Here is an 18,600-nt window from a genome sequence, read left to right as displayed (position 1 = left end):
GGTTGATTGTTGTTTTATTTTTAGCCAACCCGAATCCCAAACTACTTATAAAAACGCTGTTTTGCAATAAAATTTAAACACAATTGACATAATGTTAATACAATGACGCAAAAGGAAGAGAGCAGACGCAAAAAAACTGACATTTGTCAGTTTAACTTTACTAAAAACACTTAAAAAATAAGGGAGTAGAAAGATAGTGTAACGAAATAGCCTATGGGATTAATTACATTAACAAATGATAATAAGTTTATATGTTAGTATGTTTAACCAGAATTTAGACGGCCGAGTTGTGCCAGAAGCGGAAGTACGTCAACTATTTAAATAACGACTTAACTAAGTCAATCAAGCCGACAATTGCGTTCGGTTTATCAATATAACCGTAGCCATCCGTTTTGCTGTCGGATTGAAGCTCTTTATTTTGTTCCTGAGATTTCGTCTGAGTTTCAATTTTTTTAATATCATTTGCCATAAACTTCTTCCTTGTACCAAACTCGGCCTGTTAGCAAGATCTAATATATGCGTACTATGAAGTGGCAACGCCCACTCTAAAGGCTTTTAACAGTTGCCTAAAATGTGAAGCGGAGCGGAACCGAGCCAATTGTTAAAAGTCCCGCTTTAGTTGCTTGTTAGCTTAAGTCGCCTCGATAGTTTTCAATATTTTTATGACCGCAATTTGTACAGATCACATGTAGTTCTCGTAGTTCCATGAAACCAGCAGTTGCACCTGCGCCCCAGCCAGCAATCAAAGCCGAAAGAAACTCTTTTACTTTCTCTTTTCTACTTTTTGCTTCTTTAAGCTGAGGTTTAACTATAACTCTGGCGTGGTCTGTATCTTGGTTGCATGCCTTGCAAAAACATACTTCATTTTCCATGTCAATTCGTCCATATTCTAGGGGTAAGACGACAACTCGGCCCTACAAAGCGACGTATTTGTTGTGTATGTATTGCAACTGAACAAAAAATAGAACCATTCTCGAAAATCACGGTACCCGTAACGAATCTCGCCAACAGTCAATCATGGCCCGTTCCATAATAAATTGTTTGGCTTTAATAGGATCTGCGGCGGTTTCCATAAACATTTTTTGACGCTCTGATTGTACGTTCGGATCGGTCGCTTCCATCAACTTTTTATTGGCTATGGTATGTTGTTGAACAAATTGCACCGCTAAGTCTTTTCGTTGTCTGTCGTAATGGGCAAATTTTTCATTATGTTCAGAACCATTTACGATGATCTCCACCAATTTATCGGCCAAGTTAAACGCATCGTGCAAACCGCCATTCATGCCCATACCGCCTAATGGGTTGTTGATGTGACATGCATCACCGACCAAGACCACCCTGCCCTTAAAATACGTTTCAGCTACCCGTTGATGGACGTTATATAAGGTACGATGGCCAATATCATAATCGCCTTTTTTAGGGTACAAATGCTGCAGTCGCTCTTGAATATAGGCTTCACTTAACAGCGTATCTTCATCAACTTGATTTGGATCGGTTGGCCATAACACCCGCCATATTTTGTCGGTTCGTAATATCACACACCATTCGTCTGGGTCTGAGACATAATTGACGTAAGATAGATTATCGAACACCTGCTCAAACGGAAAGTTCGTACTGGCTACTAAAAATTTCTCATCATAGGTAAAGCCACAATAATCGATGTTCGCGGCTTTTCGTACATTACTCGATGCCCCATCACAGCCCAATAAAAAGCTTCCGGCAATGTTGATATTGCCATGAGGCGTTTTTACTACGGCACTGACCTCATGTTCATCTTGAGTAAAATCGACTACTTCGTGTTCAAATAAAACCGTTACATGCGGATATTGCTTTAAATGACGGGCAATGATGTGCGTTAACTCGTACTGCTCGAGCTGCAATCGAAATGGAAATGTCGTCTCATCACTGATAAGCGACATATCAAATTCAGCCACTTGTTGTGTTTTTCTGTCACGATATTGATATCTATCGACCACTAAGCCCATTGCGATCATCTCATCCACAACGCCAAGTTTATGTAACAGTTCTAACGTTGGTGGGTGAAATGTTGACGCTCGCAAATCAATAGGCAATGTCTGCTGTTTTTCTAACAGCATGACAGGAATATCGTATTTTGCTAGGGCAAGCGCTAATACCGACCCTGCAGGCCCTGCGCCAGCGATAATAACAGGTAATTGTTGAATTGCGTCCATGGATCGTTCCTCGTTCATATTTAGCCAAGTTGTATCAAGATGGCGTACAAGCTATGCGTTTTTGTGCAATTGACGTAATATGTCTAATCACGTCATTAACAGAGAGTACGTCAGCATACTTGGCATGCATATCATGTAAATTGGCATGATGGGCGGCCTCATTTCGATCACCGACCGCCTCTTTTGCCACCACAACACGATAGTTGTGTTGCAAGCCATCCACCACGGTCGCACGAACACAACCACTTGTGGTTAAACCTGTGACGACCAAAGAGTCGACATTGTGTGCTAACAGTTTCGTTGCTAAATCCGTCTTAAAAAAACTGCTCGCCCACTGCTTTTCAATGACGACGTCGTCTTGTTTCCCCCCTAAGCGGGCGTCAACCTCAACCCAGTGCGAGTTTGGCGTGAGCATATTGAGATCAGGGATTTTGTTACGAAACACATGCGCTTGGTGTTTATTACGATAAACAACCGTTGTGAAAAAGACAGGTAACGACGCTTTACGAAACGCAAACAATAATTGTTGATTTGCAGACATTACCTCAGGACAATCACACCCTAGCGGGCTGCGACTATCGGTAAAACCGTTGATCATATCAACAACAATCAGCGCTGGCTTATCGCCAAGACCTAATGATTTACGCGCTAAATCCATCATCACTCCCTAAAAATTTGCTTATGATCTTTGCAACCTTTTCACTATGTGTTTCAAATACATAGGTATTGCTATCACCGACATCAATATATGTGCTGCTTGAAATGGCCTTTAAAGTTAACGGGACATACTCGTGTAATGCGTCTCGGCTACCGGCAAAGACCAGCGTTGCACAGACAATCTTCTGCATGTAGTCATGACAAGTAAAGTCTGCGACGGCCTGATAAACCAAAGGATAATCATCACCAAGTGCGAGGGCGATACAAAAGTCTCGCTGACTGATAGACACATCTATTTGTGGATCCTTCCCTCGGATGTAATGCCACAACACTTGCAGATCATCGGCGCAATTACCCGACGATAATCGACTAACGGAGTCCGCTAATGACGCTCGAATAGGATCAGGCAACAACGTTGGCCCACTCAATATCAATGCTTTCACATGCTCATCCGTTGCTGCCATATAGCTGGCAACCGCGGCACCTGTATGATGACCAAGTAGGTAGTACTGGTGCATGTTATGCTCAGTCATTAACTCACTCACCAGTTGCCGTATACAATCGCCATAAAAGGCGATTGTATGTTGGCTACTGTTAATGGCAAACGAGTTGGCAAAACCAGGCAAGTCCGGTGCAATGCAGTAATAGTTGTCCATTAAATGTGACATCACCGGAAGAAACATCTCTCCGCTGCTCGGCGCTTGGTGCAATAGCAACAATATGGGGTTTTGCGCCGAGCCTGCGGCATAATAATGTAGCTGACCAAAGTCTGTATCGGCAAAATGGCGATGGATCTTACATTGATGCGTCATTCAACCTTCCTTCATCGCTGCACACTAAAACGGCGAATTTACCTCGATGCTTACCCACTTCACATCGGTAAACTCTTGCGTCGAGTAAGCACCACCACTGCGACCAATACCACTGAGTTTACTGCCACCAATAGGCGCTAAGGCATTAGATTGAAACGCATGCATGCCCACATGAACAGCGCCAGACTTGATCCCCCTAGCCGCTTGCATCGCCCAATGGATGTTGGTTGTTAGCACACTGGCTGATAAGCCGAATTGACAATCATTGGCTATCTCTATTGCTTGCTCAAGATTATCGGCGCAAACAATGTTAAGCAAAGGAGCAAATGACTCTTCTTGCCATGCTAAACTGGTTCGTGGCGTTTCTAATAATATGGTTGGCGCGTAGACTAAGCCCGAGATGACATGACCACCAGTGAGTAGAGTCGCCCCTTTTGCTAATGCATCGGCGACATGCGACTCAACTTTATCGACCGCGGCTTGATTGATCAGAGGCCCATAGACACACTGCTCATCACGTAAATTACCCACACAAAGAGTTTCACACTGTTTGTGCAGTGCGCTAATAAAATCAGCGTATATCTCTTTATGAACAACCACCCGTGAATTGGCCATACAAATTTGCCCAGCGTGGGTGAATATGCCTTGTGCGACAATCTCAGCTGCTTTATTTACGTCAACATCAGGCATGACGATAGCGGCACTTTTGCCACCTAACTCCAGTTGCATTTTGACCATGCGATGAATGGCATTGCGTCCTATGCGTTGACCGATTTCCGTAGAACCCGTAAAGGCAATAGCATCGATACTCTCATGCTCTACTAAAGGTGCACCACACTCCTCGCCGAACCCTGTTAATATATTAAGTGCCTCGCCGGGGATCCCCGCTTCCACCAGCATTTTGGCAAATTCGATGGCGATAATCGGCGTTTGCTCCGACGGTTTAACCACCACCGCATTACCTGCGGCAAGCGGGAACGCCACCATTTTACACAACAACGCTAACGGCGCATTGTATGGTGATATAACAGCCACCACACCAAGCGGTTCTCGTATCACCATCGAAATACGCTGGGGGTTATCATTGGGGAAAGTTTCTGCGTACAAACGACGTGCTTCCCCAGCGGCTGTGCGCAACAAATCGACACTATAGGCAATTTCCACTTTCGCTTTGCTAATGGTCGAGCCACTTTCATCAATCAATATATCCAATAACCGCTCAGTGCCCTGTTGCGCGATGATATCTGCGGCTTTTAATAGCGCAGCTTCTCGCGCGTTCGGTGCTAATAAAGACCACTGCGTAAATCCCTGATGAGCAACCAGTATAGCTGCGTTAACATCCGCGTGACCAGCCCTTGCTGCCTTAGCAATAACCGTTTGCTCTGCCGGTGCGACGACATCAAAGTAATCTTGCGACGTTGGCGCAACATCGCGACCACCGATAAACAGTTGATATTTTCTCATTAGCCCACCCCTGTCACCCGCGTGCCCCGAAAAAATTCGAACGTTTCACGGATCCCTTCATCACCCAGACCACTTTGACGCCAAGCTGCTCGCGGTAAGTCCGCACGTAATGCAAACAAGCTAACGTTATTTATTTTTACAACGCCGGCGATAACACGGCGGGCAACATCCCATGCGTGTGATTCTTCGCCGAACACATAAGCTGCCAGTCCATAGTTGGTTTGATTGGCCATAGCTATCGCTTGCTCCAGCGACGTAAAGGTGTGCACCGTGGCGACAGGACCAAATGTTTCTTGTAACGTTAGCTCAGGGGTTAATCCCTCAATTAGCGTCGGCGGGAAAAACCACCCACCCACAAGCTCCTCATCATCCGGTAGTGACGTCATTTGCACCACGTTACCACCTTGTTGCTGATAGTATTGCACCTGGTCTCGAATATGCTGCCAGTGTCCTTGATGTACCAAAGGTCCCATGTGTGAGTCACTATCTAGTGCGTGACCAAGACGAATATGGGCCAAGCGTTGTTTGATCTTATCCATCAATTCAGTTTTGACCGAGGCATCAACAATGATGCGTCCAACGGCTCGACACCATTGAGCGTTCATCGTCGTTAAACCTGTAACAACCCCTTCAGCCGCGGCGTCAAGATCAGCACTTGCCAGTATCACCAGCGCGTTGTTACCACCAAGCTCGAGTTGCGCCGGTTTGATCTGTTGACCACAAATTCGTCCAACATGTTCGCCACCAACGGCACCACCTGTAAACGACACGGCTGAGATATATTGATGGGCAACAATTTTTTCACCCACACTTCCATCACCAAGCAATAATTGAAAGACCCCTTTGGGGAGATTTGCATCAATAATCGCCTCGCTGATATATTGCGCACTGGCTGTGGTCCACTCAGACGGTTTGTATACAACACTACAGCCAGCTGCCAGCGCACTGGCGAGCTTATGGCAGGCAATACCGGATGGCGCATTCCATGGTGCAATAATGCCCGCAACACCAAGAGGTAAACGTTCAACAACAATTTTGCCGCGCTCGCCAGCCATTTCTTGTTGCTCTGGTAATTCTCGTAACAGCTTAGCTGCATGGCGAAAACTTAATGAACACACTTTGGCAAATTGGCGAGTGAGTGCCAGTATGACACCGGTTTGAATGCTGTCAGCCATGGCGATGTCCATCTCTTTGTCGAGCATATTATCTGCAATTTTGTCGAGGTAATCAGCTCGCTGGTGATAACTTAGCGCAGGCCATACACCAGTATCAAAACTGTTTTTTGCCGACTGAACGGCCACCTCTATTTGCTCATCGCTTGCTGCACACTGAGGCATTAATTCAGCGCCGGTATTCGCGTCATTAAGCATTTGCGGGAGTATCCGAGCAGGTTTGTGCCAATCATCGCCAATATAGAGGCGTTGCTCTGCAAATTGGTAACTCATCAAAACATCCTTCGCACTGCTCACGACTTAGCCACGCCAAATTGATGCTGCTCAGCCCCTTCCACTTCCATTTGTGCGGCCATCAATCGCCCACGCTCAGCCGGAAATGCTTGCACCAAGGCCATGGCCATATCGCGTAAACCTCGGGCACTAGGCTGTGAAAATCCGGTACCACTGGTACCGGTGCATTTAAGTGCGTTCACCGCTACCTTAAAACCATATTCGGACACTTGCCCTTTGCACAAACGCCAGCGCTTGACGACCTCCATTTTCGGTAAGATATCCTGCTCACTGCTTTCAAGTTCTAGCTGACGGCGCAACCACAGCATCGCGGTTTCTAAATCACACAGCATTTCACCGATGAGCTGTTGATGCATTGGTGATGAAGCGATGCTTTTGTCGCTATCCCCAAATTTACTCTGGGTAAGCGTAGATAAAGTGGTTTGATAAATCGCAAATGCTTGTCCCAAATACACCGCGATGCCCGCCAATTGATTACCAACAAAACTGCCTCGACTCATTTGCATACACCGCACAAACGCCGACGGGATCGTAAGCGCATCCTCATGCGCAACAAATACGTCGTCAAGAATAAGCCCATGTGTTGCCGTACCTCGCATGCCAATTGCATCCCATTTTTGTCGTTCACTAACACCTGGCGCATCTCGACGTACAAAAAAAGTCGATAAGCCACTGGCATCATCATAGCCATCTAAACTTGCGGTCACCAAATATTGGTCGGCAACTCCCGTTGCACACCCGAACGACTTTACACCAGTCAATAAATAGCCACCTTCAACAGCTTTTGCTTTGGTAGATATGGTAATTGCGGCTTGCTCTGATTTCACCGACTCAGAAGCAAAGTTAGCCAACCACTGGCCATCACGGCCCATCGTAGTCAGTACTTTTTCGGCAAAGGCTTTTACCTGAGGTATTTCCTCTTGGCTAAACAAGCCTTGCTCTATCGCTTCAAGTGCTAACAAGCCCCTTGAGGCCGAAGAACAATGAAAAAAATACGTCAATGCGGTTGAAGGGCATACCGTGCCTAAGGCAAATGTTGCGGCGGCAAGATCTCTAAGTCCACCGCCTAAACCGCCATACTGCTCGGGTATGATCAAACCAAGTAAACCCGCGTCAGCTAGGGTACCGATGTGGTCTGTACAAAACTCACCGCGACGATCAACTTCTGCGGATGCGTCTTTTATGGTGCTCAAAACCGATTCGACCCGCTCAGCACGACTGCGTTCTGCCTCGCTCATACCTTCAACAAAATATTCACCGGTGTATTTCATAGTTTCTCCTCGATTTTGCCTCGCTAGGTGCTCGAACCACCTGGCTTCAACAGCTCGTAACAGCAACTGCCTTGTATTTGTTAGACGTCAACGTTAACGTCTCCACCTTTAAGTAATGCTCGCAATTGTTCTACAGCATCAGGGCCAATAATGCCTTGGATGCGTGGCCAAACAGGATCAATTTCTGGCGAAAAAATTGCAGCACGATTGGCCTTATCTCGCTGTGCCAAACGTTCGCTAGTTAGTGGACAGGCAACCCCTTCTCGATGCAGTGCGTACCAATGCTTTAGATAATCATCTAAATACGGTACCAAGGCCTTAAAACCTACCTCATCAGCACGATGTACTAGCATCCATGGCGACATAATTGCCCGTTGACGCGGTGAAATTTGCGCACTCGTGATGCTTTCAATCGCTTCCGCTGCATTAAAAATGTCCGTAAGTGGCTGATAGACGTTGTTCATGTAATCGGTAAATTCTGCCAAATCGACACGTGGGGTAAGATCAAGATGAAACGCATAATGCTCCCCTGCTTTTACCGAATCGAAGGTGAAATGCGGGATGGCCGTGTCTGATTCACTAAATGCAAACAACATATGCGAGTCCAACATAATTTGTGGGACGACAATAGAGCAGGTCACCAGTTTTTCCAGTGGCTTACCGACAAAAACCCTGACATGACCAATCACGCCTTGGGCCATCGGCGCATGGGAAACTAAGCTCATGTATGGGCCATCGTCGGCTCCTTTAATTTCATCAAGCGCAAAATGGTCGACAATATTGTCAATGGTATCGTTTGATAATTTGGCAGCTAATGACTGATATGACATAAATTACCTTTGCTCTGTCTTGGGGCTTAACATGGCTGACATTAATTGCCATGGGCGACTGTTAATAAGATGAGTTTGATGGGAAACGATTTTATTCTCCGCCGCTCGCGGATAAATCGTGGCAAGCAGTGGTACCAATGGCGATGTATGGACATTGCATTGACTTAATAAACCATCAAACTGTCGATCTTGCCACGGTGTCATGATGGTGAAATCTTTCTGTAAGCTGCAAATTAAACAATCTTGCGGCTTTGGACTGGCCGCAATAATGTTTACTCTGTTTTCAGATGCACGCTCAATGATGCCAGTATTTGCTTGCCAAGCTTCTTGCAAATTAATCGGGGCGAAAACCACTTGTGCGCCTTGCATAGCAATTAGTCGAAAACTTTCAGGATAAATGGCATCATCTTCAAGTATTAGTGCCAACTTGCCATAGGGACTGTCTAGCACCTCAAATTCAGAGGCTAATGGGCTATAGGCGAGACGGTTTGAACCATGCACTTGTGCTTGACGCAAAACAACCCTATCGTCATTAATGATAATCCCCTGATGCTGATAACCTTGCTCTGTATTTACAATAATACTTAAAGCAATATAGACATCAGTCGGGCAACTTTGCTTGATCGCATCAACTACCCCTGTACTTTGCATCGCGAGCACATCAGGTGGCGCATCTTTCTGCCAAAACAATTCGGGCAAGGTGATCAATTTTGCCCCATGTTCAATGCTTAAGTTAATTTGCGTTAACGCATCACCTAGGTCGGTGACGGCCAATGCGCTTACCAATACATCATCAGCCCCTTGAAAAGTGGGAAAGGATTGAGAGTCCGGGTTTTCCCCTAATGATTGATACAATTCACTGCGACGACTGCTGAAAATATGGGTTCCATCAGGACGCAGTTTGATATCGGCAAGGCTTGGATCAATATCTGCCCAAATCACTTGTTCGCCTTGACCTGCTTTGGCTAGCACATCGCCATTTGGCGCAACAATTTGCGACTCTCCTGCACCCGATAAAAATTCAACGGGAATATTAATCCCTTCGGCCACGGCCTCTAACATGTCTTGTGGAATTAGCGGACCGACTTTGTTGGCTGCTACAACAAACACTTTATTTTCCGCTGCTCGAACGGGAATGTGCAACGAACCTTCATCTAATGCGAAGGAATTAAGAGAATTACACAGTATTTGTGCTCCGCGCAGTGCTAATCCCCGAGGGGTTTCATTAATTACGCCATCCATGCATGAGTACATCGCCAAACGGCCGATGGGGGTTTCTATGATTGGTCCTGGTTTGCGTGCTTTTACAAGAAAGTCATTTTCATGGCCTATTAAAACTTGTTTATCGTTTTCGCCAATCATTTGCCCATCGGGTGTAAACAATAAGCTGGTTCCGGTTACGTCGCCACCGTCTCGTCGAACGGTACAATTTATGACCACATAGGCGCTTACTCGCTGCGCTGCTTGGGCGATTTGCTGGGCAAAATCCCCCTCTAAGTCAATCGCCACTTGATAACAGTGCTCAGCGTTGTCATACCATGAATTGTGGTTGGCAAATTCCGGTAAAACAATCAGATCCGGCTCGCATTTGCCCGCCTTTTCGATCATACGAACACTATTTTTAAGGTTCGCAACTACGTCATTAGTAACCGCATATTGTGCCGCAGCGACTCTCACCATAAAAACCTCACCATATAAAACTTAATGCAAATCAAAATCTTAAATGTACTGAACCACTGTGTCGATATTTGCTAAGTTTGTCAGTTAAATAAACACAAAACCATTGACTTAAAGTATTAACATTATATCTTTTAGTCAATGGCAATTATCTTTAAAAATGACATATGTACATAACAAATCAACCAAGGTGATGTTATGGTGTTATCAACTGTTAACGAATATTGAGGACATCTTTATGTACCAATACAGTGTTGCGCTGGCTGTGTTCGATTATGTACCCATTATCTTGTCTGCGACTGGGCTATATTTTATCGTCAGAGTCATTAACCAAGGTGATTTTGCTTACCCTAAACTCGTGGTAACGGCAGCCTTGCTGATCATCTCTGCAGGACTTTGCAAAGCGACATGGAAACTCATTATTGCCTTAAATGATGTGCACATTAGTGTCTTAAATAATGCGTTATTTGTACTCATGACCCCCGGTTTTGTGCTACTGGCATTTTGTATGTGGGTCTATCGACGCCAATATAGAGACGATCCGGTTAAACCGACCGCATGGCGATGTCCTGCAAGTATAATCCTGTTATTTGCCAGTATTTCGCTGTATTTAGCTATGTCGTTCCCAGAGCAACGCTTATGGTTTTTAGTCCTGCTGTTACCATTAACCATCGCCAATTGCGTCTTTACTTTTCATGCCGCTAAACACAGTTTTGATGTTGGAAACCTTGCTGCCGGGTTATTTTTTATTCTCAATATCATTGGTGTCTTCGCCATGTCAGGCCTAGCCCGAACCGGCGATCAAAGTGAAGCCATGCAGTGGATAGAAGAAATCGTTAATGCGGCCACGCAAGGCGCATGGGCCATCGCCGGTTATCTACTGTTTAAAAGCGCGACCGAGACATCGTCCACGCCCGCCATGAATACCAATTAAGGATCACAAATGAACAGCAAACAAAAAAAATACCTCGGTATTTATACCCATGAAGGGGTCAGTGGCTGGAATATGTCAACCTTCTATATCACGTGTGTGGCAACGATTTTATTAGGTACGTTTATTAATGCGTTTCAGCCATATCTGTACACCGAAATCATGAATATTGACAAATCGGAACATGGCATCGTAACCGGAACGCTTAATTTTTGGGGTGAAATCGCGATTATCATCACGGTTGGCCTATGGGGCGCGTTATCTGATAAAGTGGGTCGCAAAGTTATTATGTCGATAGGTTTTACCTTAATCGCCATCGCCTTGTACCTATACCCGCATGCTGACTCGGTGACACAATTGGTCATCTACCGATGCATCTATGGCGTAGGTATCGCCGCAGCGACTTGCATGATTGTGACCTTGGTTGCTGATTATGCGCAAAATAAAAGTCGCGGTAAAGCAGCCGGCATTCAAGGGATGTGTAATGGTATCGGCGCAGTAACCGCCCTGTTTGTGCTGTTAAGGTTGCCCGAAATCTTTCAAAATCAAGGCATGTCGGCCGTCGATGCCGGCATAACAACCTACCAGCTTGCCGCTGGTATTGCGTTTGTTATCGCCATCATCAGCTGGCTTGGCTTAAAATCTCACGTCAAAAATGAGATAGCGCACAATGACAGTACCGTGAAGAAAGCAATAGAAGGGATCAAAGCCGCCAAAGATCAAGGTATCGCCTTGGCTTATGCCGCATCGTTTGTGTCTCGAGCAAACTTAACCATTGTCGGGGCATTTATGACCTTATGGCTTTCAAATTATGGTACCGCGGAAGTCGGTATGAGTGCCTCGGAGGCCCTTAAAAAAGCCGGCATTGTCGTCGCTATAGCCCAAGGCTGTGCATTGCTAGGCGCACCGTTTTTTGGCATTCTGACGGATAAAATAAATCGGGTTACGGCCTTGCTGATCGCCTTATTTATTTCCTTTATTGGCTATACATCCACCTATTTTATTAGTGATCCATTTGGCCCAGCTATGATGGTTGTCGTTGTTATCATTGGCCTAAGTGAAATTGGCGGTATCATTACCTCTGGGGTGTTGATTGCTGAGCAAACCACAACGAAAAATCGAGGTGCCGTGATCGGTATTTTTAATTTAAGTGGCGCGATTGGTATTTTAGTCTCCAGTATTATCGGTGGTTATTTATTTGATCACTGGAATGAATCAGGGCCGTTTGTATTTATTGGTCTATGTGCGTTAGCAGTGTTTATTTGGGGCTGTCTTGCAAAAAGTAAAATATCAGCGACACTGGCCAAAAATGCTGAAGCCATTCAAGCCAGTGCCTAACAACTGTGGTAAATGCGCTGTGGTTAATTTCTATGGTCAACAAGCTTAGTCGTTGACATACTAACCTATCACCTTAACGTTCGGTGATAGGTTAGTATTTTGATCAGACCCCTTCAATATCGACAAATAAATCGCGCTTATTAAATCCCGCGGTTAAAAATCGACGAAACGCCTTACCCGTCGTTAACCAAACGACTTTACTGCCACTTTTGTTGGCTTTAAGAACGCCATCAACCAGCCATGGCGTGACGGTATCGACTTTATCCCCCAAAATATTGAAGATTTTCTTTGCTTTGTGCCACGCTTGAGATTGGGTATCATAATCGCCAATAAGTAAGTCGGTAATAACAATACCTGGGCTTAATGTGTTGACTTGCAGTGCTGTACCTTTGATTTCTTTTTGCAGCGACTTATTTAAATAACGCACCGCACGTTTGGTTGCACCATATGCCGTCATACCGGCTTGCGTCGCGTCATTTGAGCCAAAGCCTTCCATATTCCAAAGCTGACCAAATCCTTGTTTTTGCATACCTTTAAGGGCAACATGACTCGCCAGCAGCGCCCCGGTAAAATTGGTTTGTACGATATGCGTGAGATCGTCAGCCGATTGCTCGACAAGTGGTGCTCTTGAAATACTCATACCGGCGTTATTGATCCAAATATCCACACCATTGAATTTATCTTTAGCATGCTCCCAAAGCGCACTAAGCTGCCCTGCATCACAAATATCGCACGCCTTTCCGGTAACTTGCTGATCACCAAACGTCTGGCCAAGTCGATAAACGACGTTATCCACATCGTTTTGATGGCGGGAGCTAATCACCACTTGGCACCCTCGCTTTAGAAAGTTTTCCGCTAAACCGAGGCCGATGCCACGGGTACTACCAGTTATCACTACGGATGTCATAACAACCTCGCTTATTAGTGGTTAGTCGATTTATGATTACTCAATTTAGGGGTGACTCTATGCAGAGTCACAATGTTACCATCATCATACATGAGGGACTGCGGACTTGAGCCCACCACCATAATGAGATAATGTTATATCTATAACACAAATAAAGATATTTTACACTGGAACATCATAATGAAATTCCCCCATGGTAGCGTCGGACATACACTAACGAACATGCACGGTATATGGCATGATAAAGTAGACTGCTTTGAGTTAGATGGACAGCCTTTGAAAAGCGATAATCTATCAGGTACGCCCGGTCAATCGCCGTTTGAAAATTTAGTGTATATCGATTTTTGTGAGCAAACGTTGAAGCTAACCAATGTCCATTTGAATGGCAGAAAAGCAACAGCAAAAACCTTTACGGCAACCCTTATTAACGGTGTCTTGGTGTTTGATTCACTCGGCGAGGGCGCTTACGAAAACATTGGCATGAGTGGTGGACCGAACATTGTCACTTTTAATTCTCGCCAGTTAAACCAAGCCACCGATGTCTATATGGAACCGGACTTCATCGTCTTAACCAGTCCGACAACACGTATTCGTCATACCGTATTATATCGTCACGGAATGGCCATACGGACCTTAACCGCCCATGGCAAAAAGCTTTCATCGCAATGTTTAAAACGTCACCCTCTCGATCCGCGAGGCACAACTGGAGCGGTACATGAGCAACCTTTTAAGGCAACGATATGGCAACATCTCGTTACCTAAACGTGATCCGATAAACTTACTCTCCTAAATCTACTGAGCTATACCTACTTAGCTACATTTAGCCCATTAGGTTAAACCACAAAACTGTCGTTTGAATTGGCTGAATCGGTAGTAAGTTTTTCCACATCTTGCTCAAATTGATTTTTTACATTTTGCCCCTTACTTGCTGGTACCGTTGGCATTTTTTCAAATACCCATCCCTGTCCTTCTTGTTCCGCTTCACGACGTACAGGAGACGCAATGGTCAACACTTTCTTACCGTGATACTCATCGCGTTTATCCATGTCAATTTGCCAGCCTTTTTCCTCAATTAATTTACGTCTAGCCATGCGAAATGTACTCATAAATTTATCCGATTTAACGGAGACTTCGTTGGCTAAGGTTTCAGGTAAGTAATACGGATTAGAGGCTTCAACAATGGCTGCATCTTCTTGCAAAATGGTGTTTAGTCGTTTCATTGAGCCTTTATCAAACATTTTTTGTTTGAAAAAGGTTCTAAACTGCCAGGCAAAAGTACGGGTGGTATGCTCATCAATTGGGGTATTGGCATCAAACATTACAATGTGCCAACCTGGACGTAAATCAATTTGGATCCTCACCACCATTCCAGGCAAGTGCCACTCTGGATGAACACGCGTTTCCTGCTTATCTTTTCGGATGAAATTACGCCAGCCTAAAAAGCCACCTTTAAGTTGTGGCGGAAACATAACATTAGTCGATTTTGCCCACCATTCGTGCTTTTCGACCGCATCTATATAGTTATCCTCGGCAGTCGATGGATAACCAAATACCGGGTGAACAAACGAGGCATGCGCAATATCGATGCCATTTTCAACCACCCGCGATGCTTCCGCCTGCCAAGTAAATTCAGTTTTTAAGCCGCGCCATTGTGGGTTGTCAAATTCAGGTAATGGCGGAATGGGATAACGTTTGTCTTCTTCTAAGTCGCCCATAAACACCCAAATCATGCCGTATTTTTCTTCTACCGGATAGGCATCAACTTTAAAGCGCGGTGGCACCTTAAAATCATCCCCTTCCGATGGAATTTTTTGACACTTTCCTTTGCCGTTATATTCCCAGCCATGATAGGGACAGACAACGCAGTCTCGTTTTTTGTTTACCCAACCTCCAGACAGTGAGCCACCGCGATGCAAACAAACATCGGCAAGACACATCACTTTGCCTTGTAAGTCACGAAACAGTACGAGATTTTGTCCCAACAGTTTCGCTTTCACTGGCTTGTCTTTAACTGTGTCAGACCATTCAGCGACGTACCATAAGTTTGTTATCATCACATATTCTCCTACGTTAGAGGCCACGAGCCCTGCTAGGGCCTGTTGACCTAGCAATGGATATTATTAAGTCGCCTGATAGATAGAAGAATACGTCCACTTGCTCGCAAAAAACAGCGCGCTAGCCAGTAAAATCGATTTATATCAATTCATATGGCTAACGTATCTCCCTGTAACATCAGGTATTTATCAGCTAACTATTGTCAAACCATACCATCAAGTATTATGTTATATCAATATAACATTGATTTGTCCTATGACGAATGCACCAAAACGACTATCCATCGGCTCTGAGGAAAACATTAATGACGCAATACAAAATATGGGAATGCCAGGTTTGTGGCTGGGTCTATGATGAAGCCAAAGGCTGGCCTGAAGACGGTATTGAACCCGGCACGCGTTGGCAAGATATTCCCAGTGATTGGCTATGCCCAGAATGTGGCGTCGGTAAAGAAGACTTTGAGATGATTGAAGTGCATGGTTCAGTAGACGCGGTCCCTGAAGCTACGTCACCTAGCACCGAGTCGTTGACACCAGTACCGCCGGTGCAACGTTCCCCCCTAGCACAACCGCAACAAGCACCTATCGCCGCGACAAAATCTGAAGCAAGTGCTGAGCGGATCGCCATCATTGGTACTGGGCTTGCCGGTTATTCACTCGCCAAAGAAATTCGTCGCAACGATCCCGACGTTTCTATTCGTTTATTCACTGCTGATGATGGCAGTTTCTATTCAAAACCTATGCTATCAACAGGGTTTGCCAACGATAAAACAGCCGGAGATCTCATTCAAAAAACCGCCGAACAAATGGCACAGCAATACCGACTCGACATTCAGGTGCATACCAAGATCACCGACATTAACATCAACCAGCAAACGATCCTATGCGATGACCACAGTCTTTATCAATTCGATAAACTGGTCTTGGCAACAGGGGCTTACAGCAATTTGCCCCCAACTTTACAACAATGCCCAGGAAAAGTTTATAGCATCAACAGCTTAGATGACTATCGGTGCTTTCGAACCAAGACGGTGGCCACGCATCAAAAGCATGTGGTTATTATTGGCGCAGGATTAATTGGCTGTGAATACGCGAACGATCTTTTACAGGCCGGATTTCAGGTTGATATTGTTGACCCTATGCCAACACTGCTCACTCGTCTCGCACCCAACAGTATCTCAACGCGTCTTGCCAACGCATTACAATCTCAAGGCGCGCGCTGTCATTTTGACGCTTCCGTCGACAGCGTTGAACCGACACAATCCGGCGTCTGCGTTAAATTAGCGCACGGTGAGTCGATTGAAGCGGACATGGTTTTGGCGGCTACAGGACTCAAGCCTGCAATAGAGCTTGCTCAAAATGCAGGCATCGAAACGAACCGAGGCATCATCACTAATCAATATTTACAAACGTCCAAGCCAAATATCTATGCCCTTGGCGATTGCGCCGAAGTCGATGGTTTATTGATGTTTTACATTGCCCCTCTCATGCAGCAAGCCAAAGCATTAGCAAAGACATTGTGCGGTATGCCTAGTAAGGTGCACTATCCTGCCATGCCAATCATCATTAAAACGACCATACATCCTGTTGTTGTTTGCTTACCAGCAAACCCATCACTAGGACAATGGCACACAGTCGTTGACCGTGAGCAAGGTGTGCAAGCGTTATTAAAAAATGATCACGGTGAAATACTGGGTTTTGCCCTTAGCGGCGATCAAGTTGTGCATCAGGCGGAGCTTCTTCGCTTATGCCCAACTATGCTTGATTCGCATTAAGGTGATAGTCGCGAGATGAGAGTTGCAAAGTAACAGTACAGGGGATCCGCGGTGTTTTTGCTTTTTCGCATTTGTTCAATAGGTGCCAAATGCTATAAACAATATCTGTTATCACCGTAGCTAAGATGGTAATAAGAACGACGTACGGTCCAAATAAGCTTGATAACAGCATATTCCGAACAAGCGCTAAGCACTGAACAACAGCTAAACCAAATAGGTTACAACCAGAGACGCAGTCATGACGAATAAAAAACCCAGTAATTTTCAACAAGCGATCAGCGGTGAATGGCACGGACTGCCCAGTGTGTTTGATGCTGATGGCAGCCATACCGGTTTTAATAAAGTCAATCGAGCATCGGTATTTGAAGGCGATAAAACCACCTATTGGATGGAAACCAACTTTCAAAATGCCGGGCCATTACGTAATCGCTTTGATACCGCAGGCGCGCGTTTTGAATTTGGCGTTATCGACTCCGATCAAGACCGAGTTTATTGCGGACCCGATTTCATTGGTTCAGGGCGCCCTTATGGCTTACTCGTCGACTCGAACTATTTTTCACCGGGTTGGAACACAGATCTGCGCACCGTTAACCTCATCCTGCCAGAGCATGGCCTGCAAGTCTATTCCTCACAATTGTTTGAAGCAGATACATTGATTGCTGTATTCAACGGGCTTTATGTGGTGACTGACGATCACGATAGCAATGTGCAAACTCAACAAAAGGTCGCAGAGTTTCTCGACAGTGAACGACAAAACGCACTCAAACCATTTATCTTACCCGTAAAACATCAAGGCTCTTGGACCGGGACATTAGACGTTTACGATGACGAGCAAACATTACTTGGTCATGCTGATGTGGTTATTGACTACCTGCCATTAACCTTGACCGATGCCCAAGTCACCGTGAGCATTACGGGGGCTATTGATCGACAATTTAGTTACAAGCGTTCTCGCGTTAACAACACGCATAGTTTTCATGGCCCGGATGTGTTTGGCAATGGCCGTGCGTATGGCCGTTATCTATGGAGTACACAGCATTTTTACGGTGAAGCATTCAAGCTAAAAAGTCGTGACACACTCATTGATGATGATCATACCTTGTGTTGTGTGTGGCAATTTTATCAATCAAACAAAGAGCGCTATACCACGTTTGGCGTCCTAAATTGGACCCAAGGTGAGTGCGTATTGTCAGCACGTTATCTAGGTAACGGTGTGAGTTAACGAA

General features: G+C 45.3%; 17 protein-coding genes and 1 pseudogene. 6 read left to right on the top strand and 12 right to left on the bottom strand.

The window, feature by feature from the left end:
• Nucleotides 1–313: 313 nt before the first annotated feature.
• The 10 genes from ACAX20_RS06585 to ACAX20_RS06540 all read right to left on the bottom strand — a co-directional run bounded on the left by ACAX20_RS06585 (nt 314) and on the right by ACAX20_RS06540 (nt 10,372).
• Nucleotides 314–469, bottom strand: a complete 156-nt coding sequence (locus ACAX20_RS06585; protein WP_371189365.1) for a hypothetical protein — start codon at nt 467–469, stop codon at nt 314–316.
• A 157-nt stretch (nt 470–626) separates the two neighbouring features.
• Nucleotides 627–872: a hypothetical protein gene (locus tag ACAX20_RS06580; protein WP_371189363.1), complete on the bottom strand. Its 246-nt coding sequence runs from the start codon at nt 870–872 to the stop codon at nt 627–629.
• A 108-nt stretch (nt 873–980) separates the two neighbouring features.
• Nucleotides 981–2,192, bottom strand: a complete 1,212-nt coding sequence (locus ACAX20_RS06575; protein ID WP_371189362.1) for an FAD-dependent oxidoreductase — start codon at nt 2,190–2,192, stop codon at nt 981–983.
• A gap of 34 nt (nt 2,193–2,226) precedes the next feature.
• Complete coding sequence (locus ACAX20_RS06570; protein WP_371189361.1) at nt 2,227–2,853, bottom strand: isochorismatase family protein; 627 nt, start codon at nt 2,851–2,853, stop codon at nt 2,227–2,229.
• The gene (locus tag ACAX20_RS06565) at nt 2,834–3,661 is read right to left on the bottom strand and encodes an alpha/beta fold hydrolase (RefSeq protein ID WP_371189359.1); all 828 of its coding nucleotides are present in this window, start codon (nt 3,659–3,661) and stop codon (nt 2,834–2,836) included. Before ACAX20_RS06565 ends, ACAX20_RS06570 begins: the two co-directional genes overlap by 20 nt.
• 24 nt (nt 3,662–3,685) lie before the next feature.
• Nucleotides 3,686–5,125, bottom strand: a complete 1,440-nt coding sequence (locus tag ACAX20_RS06560; protein ID WP_371189358.1) for an aldehyde dehydrogenase — start codon at nt 5,123–5,125, stop codon at nt 3,686–3,688.
• On the bottom strand, nt 5,125–6,570 hold the full coding sequence (locus tag ACAX20_RS06555; protein ID WP_371189357.1) for an aldehyde dehydrogenase: 1,446 nt from the start codon (nt 6,568–6,570) through the stop codon (nt 5,125–5,127). Before ACAX20_RS06555 ends, ACAX20_RS06560 begins: the two co-directional genes overlap by 1 nt.
• A gap of 20 nt (nt 6,571–6,590) precedes the next feature.
• Complete coding sequence (locus ACAX20_RS06550) at nt 6,591–7,862, bottom strand: acyl-CoA dehydrogenase family protein (protein ID WP_371189355.1); 1,272 nt, start codon at nt 7,860–7,862, stop codon at nt 6,591–6,593.
• A gap of 80 nt (nt 7,863–7,942) precedes the next feature.
• Entirely contained in the window at nt 7,943–8,692 is a 750-nt protein-coding gene (locus ACAX20_RS06545; protein WP_371189354.1) for a hypothetical protein, read from the bottom strand.
• 3 nt (nt 8,693–8,695) lie between these two features.
• Nucleotides 8,696–10,372 (bottom strand): carbon-nitrogen hydrolase family protein, encoded by a 1,677-nt coding sequence (locus tag ACAX20_RS06540; RefSeq protein WP_371189352.1) that lies wholly within the window; start codon nt 10,370–10,372, stop codon nt 8,696–8,698.
• A 235-nt stretch (nt 10,373–10,607) separates the two neighbouring features.
• Here ACAX20_RS06540 and ACAX20_RS06535 point away from each other — a divergent pair, with 235 nt between their 5' ends.
• Nucleotides 10,608–11,303 (top strand): hypothetical protein, encoded by a 696-nt coding sequence (locus ACAX20_RS06535; protein ID WP_371189351.1) that lies wholly within the window; start codon nt 10,608–10,610, stop codon nt 11,301–11,303.
• A 9-nt stretch (nt 11,304–11,312) separates the two neighbouring features.
• A complete protein-coding gene (locus ACAX20_RS06530; protein WP_371189350.1) occupies nt 11,313–12,638 on the top strand; it encodes an MFS transporter in 1,326 nt (441 codons plus the stop codon).
• Nucleotides 12,639–12,741: 103 nt separating this feature from the next.
• Here the strand turns inward: ACAX20_RS06530 and ACAX20_RS06525 are convergent, their stop codons facing one another.
• A complete protein-coding gene (locus ACAX20_RS06525; protein WP_371189348.1) occupies nt 12,742–13,545 on the bottom strand; it encodes an SDR family NAD(P)-dependent oxidoreductase in 804 nt (267 codons plus the stop codon).
• A gap of 180 nt (nt 13,546–13,725) precedes the next feature.
• On the opposite strand from ACAX20_RS06525, the gene ACAX20_RS06520 reads away from it, so the two are divergent.
• Complete coding sequence (locus tag ACAX20_RS06520) at nt 13,726–14,307, top strand: hypothetical protein (protein WP_371189347.1); 582 nt, start codon at nt 13,726–13,728, stop codon at nt 14,305–14,307.
• A gap of 71 nt (nt 14,308–14,378) precedes the next feature.
• Here the strand turns inward: ACAX20_RS06520 and ACAX20_RS06515 are convergent, their stop codons facing one another.
• Nucleotides 14,379–15,599 (bottom strand): Rieske 2Fe-2S domain-containing protein, encoded by a 1,221-nt coding sequence (locus ACAX20_RS06515; RefSeq protein ID WP_371189345.1) that lies wholly within the window; start codon nt 15,597–15,599, stop codon nt 14,379–14,381.
• Between the two features lie 305 nt (nt 15,600–15,904).
• On the opposite strand from ACAX20_RS06515, the pseudogene ACAX20_RS06510 reads away from it, so the two are divergent.
• The 3 genes and pseudogenes from ACAX20_RS06510 to ACAX20_RS06500 all read left to right on the top strand — a co-directional run.
• Nucleotides 15,905–16,078: pseudogene (locus tag ACAX20_RS06510) on the top strand (rubredoxin); the annotation flags it as partial.
• The gene (locus ACAX20_RS06505) at nt 16,064–17,374 is read left to right on the top strand and encodes an NAD(P)/FAD-dependent oxidoreductase (protein ID WP_371189599.1); all 1,311 of its coding nucleotides are present in this window, start codon (nt 16,064–16,066) and stop codon (nt 17,372–17,374) included. The pseudogene ACAX20_RS06510 and the gene ACAX20_RS06505, both read left to right, overlap by 15 nt.
• Before the next feature lie 238 nt (nt 17,375–17,612).
• Complete coding sequence (locus tag ACAX20_RS06500) at nt 17,613–18,596, top strand: hypothetical protein (protein ID WP_371189344.1); 984 nt, start codon at nt 17,613–17,615, stop codon at nt 18,594–18,596.
• Nucleotides 18,597–18,600: the final 4 nt, after the last annotated feature.

Source organism: Thalassotalea sp. Sam97, from assembly GCF_041379765.1.
Classification (GTDB): Bacteria; Pseudomonadota; Gammaproteobacteria; order Enterobacterales; family Alteromonadaceae; genus Thalassotalea_A; species Thalassotalea_A maritima.
Note: the sequence above shows the minus strand (reverse complement) of the source record. Positions and strands in the feature narration are given on the sequence as shown.

What these genes read in the sequence shown, in the direction of transcription:
- ACAX20_RS06520 (WP_371189347.1), top strand. Translation starts at nt 13,726, where the DNA reads ATGAAATTCCCCCATGGTAGCGTCGGACATACACTAACGAACATGCAC.
- ACAX20_RS06505 (WP_371189599.1), top strand. Translation starts at nt 16,064, where the DNA reads ATGATTGAAGTGCATGGTTCAGTAGACGCGGTCCCTGAAGCTACGTCA.
- ACAX20_RS06500 (WP_371189344.1), top strand. Translation starts at nt 17,613, where the DNA reads ATGACGAATAAAAAACCCAGTAATTTTCAACAAGCGATCAGCGGTGAA.
- ACAX20_RS06555 (WP_371189357.1), bottom strand. Translation starts at nt 6,570, where the DNA reads ATGAGTTACCAATTTGCAGAGCAACGCCTCTATATTGGCGATGATTGG.
- ACAX20_RS06540 (WP_371189352.1), bottom strand. Translation starts at nt 10,372, where the DNA reads ATGGTGAGAGTCGCTGCGGCACAATATGCGGTTACTAATGACGTAGTT.
- ACAX20_RS06580 (WP_371189363.1), bottom strand. Translation starts at nt 872, where the DNA reads ATGGAAAATGAAGTATGTTTTTGCAAGGCATGCAACCAAGATACAGAC.
- ACAX20_RS06545 (WP_371189354.1), bottom strand. Translation starts at nt 8,692, where the DNA reads ATGTCATATCAGTCATTAGCTGCCAAATTATCAAACGATACCATTGAC.
- ACAX20_RS06525 (WP_371189348.1), bottom strand. Translation starts at nt 13,545, where the DNA reads ATGACATCCGTAGTGATAACTGGTAGTACCCGTGGCATCGGCCTCGGT.
- ACAX20_RS06550 (WP_371189355.1), bottom strand. Translation starts at nt 7,862, where the DNA reads ATGAAATACACCGGTGAATATTTTGTTGAAGGTATGAGCGAGGCAGAA.
- ACAX20_RS06530 (WP_371189350.1), top strand. Translation starts at nt 11,313, where the DNA reads ATGAACAGCAAACAAAAAAAATACCTCGGTATTTATACCCATGAAGGG.
- ACAX20_RS06565 (WP_371189359.1), bottom strand. Translation starts at nt 3,661, where the DNA reads ATGACGCATCAATGTAAGATCCATCGCCATTTTGCCGATACAGACTTT.
- ACAX20_RS06570 (WP_371189361.1), bottom strand. Translation starts at nt 2,853, where the DNA reads ATGATGGATTTAGCGCGTAAATCATTAGGTCTTGGCGATAAGCCAGCG.
- ACAX20_RS06560 (WP_371189358.1), bottom strand. Translation starts at nt 5,125, where the DNA reads ATGAGAAAATATCAACTGTTTATCGGTGGTCGCGATGTTGCGCCAACG.
- ACAX20_RS06575 (WP_371189362.1), bottom strand. Translation starts at nt 2,192, where the DNA reads ATGGACGCAATTCAACAATTACCTGTTATTATCGCTGGCGCAGGGCCT.
- ACAX20_RS06515 (WP_371189345.1), bottom strand. Translation starts at nt 15,599, where the DNA reads ATGATAACAAACTTATGGTACGTCGCTGAATGGTCTGACACAGTTAAA.
- ACAX20_RS06535 (WP_371189351.1), top strand. Translation starts at nt 10,608, where the DNA reads ATGTACCAATACAGTGTTGCGCTGGCTGTGTTCGATTATGTACCCATT.
- ACAX20_RS06585 (WP_371189365.1), bottom strand. Translation starts at nt 469, where the DNA reads ATGGCAAATGATATTAAAAAAATTGAAACTCAGACGAAATCTCAGGAA.